4 protein-coding genes are annotated in these 4,134 nt (G+C 68.9%); all 4 read left to right on the forward strand.

The window, feature by feature from the left end; genetic code table 11:
• Positions 1-98 precede the first annotated feature (98 nt).
• Genes ACESL7_RS13675 through ACESL7_RS13690 form a run of 4 tightly spaced genes read left to right on the forward strand, consistent with a single transcriptional unit; the run spans position 99 to position 3,784 of the window.
• Positions 99-926, forward strand: coding sequence for an ATP-binding cassette domain-containing protein (locus ACESL7_RS13675; protein ID WP_372893865.1), 828 nt, complete (start codon positions 99-101; stop codon positions 924-926).
• 35 nt (positions 927-961) lie between these two features.
• On the forward strand, positions 962-1,927 hold the full coding sequence (gene dctP, locus ACESL7_RS13680; protein WP_372893866.1) for a TRAP transporter substrate-binding protein DctP: 966 nt from the start codon (positions 962-964) through the stop codon (positions 1,925-1,927).
• Between the two features lie 46 nt (positions 1,928-1,973).
• Complete coding sequence (locus ACESL7_RS13685) at positions 1,974-2,471, forward strand: TRAP transporter small permease (protein ID WP_372893867.1); 498 nt, start codon at positions 1,974-1,976, stop codon at positions 2,469-2,471.
• Positions 2,471-3,784, forward strand: a complete 1,314-nt coding sequence (locus tag ACESL7_RS13690) for a TRAP transporter large permease (RefSeq protein WP_372893868.1) — start codon at positions 2,471-2,473, stop codon at positions 3,782-3,784. The genes ACESL7_RS13685 and ACESL7_RS13690 overlap by 1 nt, the downstream gene beginning before the upstream one ends.
• Positions 3,785-4,134: the final 350 nt, after the last annotated feature.

Genomic DNA, 4,134 nt, shown 5'->3' on the forward strand with positions numbered 1-4,134 from the left:
GACCGGCCCGAGGAGTCGCTGCTGCCCGTGCCGCAGGCGGTGCTCGACGGCCTCGCGCACGAGATCGAGGCCGCCGACGCCGCATGGGAGGCGCGCCAATGACATCGCTCTTCGAGGTGCGCGGCCTGCACCTCTCTCTGCCCGACCTGAACGCGAAACCCCTCTTCGGACCGGCGCCGCGCGTGCACATCCTGAAGGGCCTCGACCTCGACCTGCCCGAGGGCGCGGTGACGGGGATCGTGGGCGAATCCGGCTCGGGCAAGTCCACGCTGGGGCGCTGCCTGATCCGGCTGCTGGAGCCCACGGGCGGGACCGTCCGCTTCGACGGCACCGACATCGCGCATCTGGGACCGCAGGCGCTGCGCCCGCTCCGGCGCGACCTGCAGATGATCTTTCAGGACCCGATGTCGAGCCTGAACCCCCGCCACCGCATCCGCGAGATCATCGCCGGGCCGCTGCGCGTGAACGGCGTCGGGAACGCGGAGGCCCGCGCGCTCGATGCGCTCGACCGCGTGCACCTGGGCCGGCGCTTCGCCGACCGCTACCCGCACCAGCTGTCGGGCGGGCAGCGACAGCGCATCGGCATCGCGCGGGCCGTGGCGCTCTCTCCGCGCTTCATCCTCGCCGACGAGATTGTCTCGGGTCTCGACGTCTCGACGCAGGCGCAGATCATCGCGCTGCTCGAAGAACTCGTTGCCGACATGAACCTGACCATGGCCTTCATCAGCCACGATCTTTCCGTGATCCGCCGCCTCTGCCAGCAGGTGATCGTGATGAAGGCGGGCGAGATCGTGGAAGCGGGTGCGACGGCCGAGGTCTTCGAGGCCCCGCGCCATCCCTACACCGCGGAACTCAAGTCCGCGATCCCATTGCCGGAGATCGACGCCAGCTGGCTCCACGATCGCCCGTCCCGGCCGGCGCACTGACCGACAGCCACCAGAAAACCGACAGGAGGTAAGACATGAGACCTATCAGACCTATCGCCACCACGGCCGCGATGCTGGCGCTCGCCGCGCCGGCCGCCGTCGCCGCCGAGGAAACGCTGCGCGGCGTCACCGCCTTCTCCACTGGCACCACCTTCTCGCGCCCCTTCGAGGCCTTCGTCGAGCGCGTGAACGAGACCGGCGCGGGTGTCGTGCAGATCGAGTACGTCGGCGGGCCCGAGGCGGTGCCGACCTTCGAGCTCGGCAACGCGGTCTCGGCCGGCGTGGTCGACATCGCCAACAACACGACGGCCTTCTACACGAACCTGATGCCCATCGGCGACGCGCTGCACCTGGCCACCAATACCATCCAGGACCAGCGTGCGAACGGCTGCTACGAGCTTGTCGACGGGCTCCATCAGGAGCAGATGAACGTCAAGTATCTCGCCCGGACCGGCGACCACATCCAGTATCACCTCTATACCACCGAGCCGGTCGAAGGCCTCGACCTGTCGGGCCTGACGCTGCGCACCACGCCGGTCTATCGCGCGATGTTCGAGACACTGGGCGCCACGGCCGTGCGCACCGCCCCGGGCGAGGTCTACACCGCGCTCGAGCGCGGCGCGATCGACGGCTACGGCTGGCCCATTCAGGGGGTGCTCGACCTCGGGTGGGACGAACAGACGGCGTATCGCGTCGATCCGGGCTTCTACCAGGTGGACGTGAATTTCCTCGTCAACCTCGACAGGTGGAACAGTCTTTCCGACGAGGCGAAGACGGTGCTCGAAGAGGCCGGCGCCTGGATCGAGGCAAGGAACGCCGAGAACCTCGACATCAACGACTCCGAGGTCGCGCAGCAGGCCGAAGCCGGCATCGAAACGATCACGTTCACGGGCGAGACGGCCGAGGAATGGCGCGCGGTCGCGCAGAGCGCGGGATGGGCCGCGATCGAGGACATCGACGCGGACACCGCGGCCGAGCTGAAGTCCTGCCTCGTAGAATGAGACCCCGGGGCGCGGCATGGCCGCGCCCCGTCCTTGCGGAGCCATGATGACACGCCTTTCCAAGAGTTTCGACGCGCTCCTGCGCGCGTTCGCCGTGCTGGCCGCGGCGATCTTCGGCGCGACGGCCGTTGCGATCACGCTGAACGTGATCCTGCGCAACACTGCCGGGACCACGATCTTCGGCCTGCTCGACGTCGTGGAATACGGCCTTCTGGCCGCGACGTTCCTCGCCGCGCCGTGGGTGCTGGCGCAGTCCGCCCATGTGGCCGTGGACCTTGTCACCGCGGCGCTGCCCACCGCGGTCGCGCGGCCGCTGGCCCGGGTCACCGCGCTTGTCGGCTTCGGCGTCTCGGCGGTCTTTCTCTGGTACGCCGTCGAGGCGGCCATGACCTCGGCCGCGCGCGGATCGATGATCCGGACCGCCCTCGTCGTGCCGGAATGGTGGGCGCTCTCGGCGGCGCCCCTGGGCTTCGCGCTTATCTGCATCGAGTTTCTCAGGCAGGCAGCCGATCCTCCGGCCGGCGCGCGGACGGGTGGCCTCTGATGGACTGGCCCCTTTTCCTGACGCTCATGATGGGCGGGCTCGCGGCGCTCCTGCTGATGGGGCTTCCCGTCGCCTTCGCCTTCCTGACGGTCACGCTGATCGGCGCCTGGGAGGTGCTCGGCGGCGAGCGCGGCGCGATGCAGCTCGCCCGCAACGCGGCCGACAGCCTCTCGAGCTTTCAGCTCGCGCCGATCCCGCTCTTCATCCTGATGGGCGAGATCCTCTTCCAGACGGGCATCGCGCACCGCGCCATCGACGCGATCGAACGCGTCGTGACCCGGATTCCCGGCCGCCTTTCCGTCGTCACCGTCTTCGGCGGCACGATCTTCGCCGCGCTCTCGGGCTCGACCATCGCCAACACGGCGATGCTGGGCTCGACCCTTCTGCCCAACATGCTCAAGAAGGGCTACTCCCCCGGAATGGCGATGGGGCCGATCATGGCCTCGGGCGCGATCGCCATGCTGATCCCGCCCTCCGCGCTCGCCGTGCTCGTGGGCAGCCTCGCGGGGATCTCCATCGCCGGGCTGCTGGTGGCCGGCGTGATCCCGGCGGTGCTGCTCTCGGCCGCCTTCGTGGCGTGGATCGTGCTGCGCGCCCTCGTCACGCCCTCGGTCGCCCCGACCGAACAGCTTCCCGAAATGGGCCTCGCCGACCGCTGGCGCCCCTTCGTGATCTATGTGGTGCCGCTTTCGGCTCTCTTCGCCGTGGTCATCGGCAGCCTGCTTCTCGGCCTCGCCACGCCGACCGAAAGCGCCGCGCTCGGGTCCGTCGCCGCGCTCGGCGCGGGCGCGGCCTATCGCGCGCTCACCCTTGCCGGGATCGGGCGCGCGCTGATGGAGACCACGAAGCTCTCGGTGATGATCCTCTTCATCATCGCGCTCTCGCAGACCTTCGCGCAGGTCCTGAGCTTTTCGGGCGCGACCGGCGGGCTGATCGGGCTGATCGAGGGCTACGAGCTCACCCCCCTGCAGGTCCTGCTGGGCATGATCCTGCTGCTGCTGCTGCTCGGCTGTTTCGTCGATCAGGTGAGCATGCTGATGGTGACCGTCCCGATCTTCGTGCCGCTGAGCCAGGCCGCGGGCATCGATCCGCTGATCCTCGGCGTGATCTACCTGCTGACGATGGAAATCGGGCTGTTGACCCCGCCCTTCGGCCTTCTGCTCTTCGTCATGCGCGGCGTCGCGCCGCCCGAGATCGGGATGAAGGACATCTACGCCGCCGTGCTGCCGTTCGTCGCGATCAAGCTCCTCGTGCTTGCCGCGATCGTCTGGCAGCCGGGCCTCGCGACCTGGCTTCCGACGCTTCTGCACTGAACCCCGGCGCGTCCGGCACGGCGAGCCGTCACCGCGGACGCGCCGGCATGCCGGATGCCGCTCGACCCGGGCGGCCGCGGCACCGCGGCGCGCCCAGCCGCGTAACGCCGCGGCTTGTAAAAATTCATTCCGCTTTCGCTCGTCATTCAGAAATCAAGTGCCGCAACACCGAGAACGCGAGCCAAATCGGAAACCTGTTTCCACGCCGCTCTGGTAAACTCGCGCAACCCGCCAGAGGAGGCCGCGATGACCGTCCCCCAGCTTCGCCTGACCGATTATCACCTTGCCGATCGCTACACCCTGCCCGAGGGGCGCGTGTTCCTGACCGGCACGCAGGCGCTGACCCGCGT

Source organism: Rhodosalinus sp., from assembly GCF_041685465.1.
In the GTDB taxonomy this organism is placed as follows: Bacteria; Pseudomonadota; Alphaproteobacteria; order Rhodobacterales; family Rhodobacteraceae; genus Rhodosalinus.

What these genes read in the sequence shown, in the direction of transcription:
- ACESL7_RS13690 (WP_372893868.1), top strand. Translation starts at nt 2,471, where the DNA reads ATGGACTGGCCCCTTTTCCTGACGCTCATGATGGGCGGGCTCGCGGCG.
- ACESL7_RS13675 (WP_372893865.1), top strand. Translation starts at nt 99, where the DNA reads ATGACATCGCTCTTCGAGGTGCGCGGCCTGCACCTCTCTCTGCCCGAC.
- dctP (WP_372893866.1), top strand. Translation starts at nt 962, where the DNA reads ATGAGACCTATCAGACCTATCGCCACCACGGCCGCGATGCTGGCGCTC.
- ACESL7_RS13685 (WP_372893867.1), top strand. Translation starts at nt 1,974, where the DNA reads ATGACACGCCTTTCCAAGAGTTTCGACGCGCTCCTGCGCGCGTTCGCC.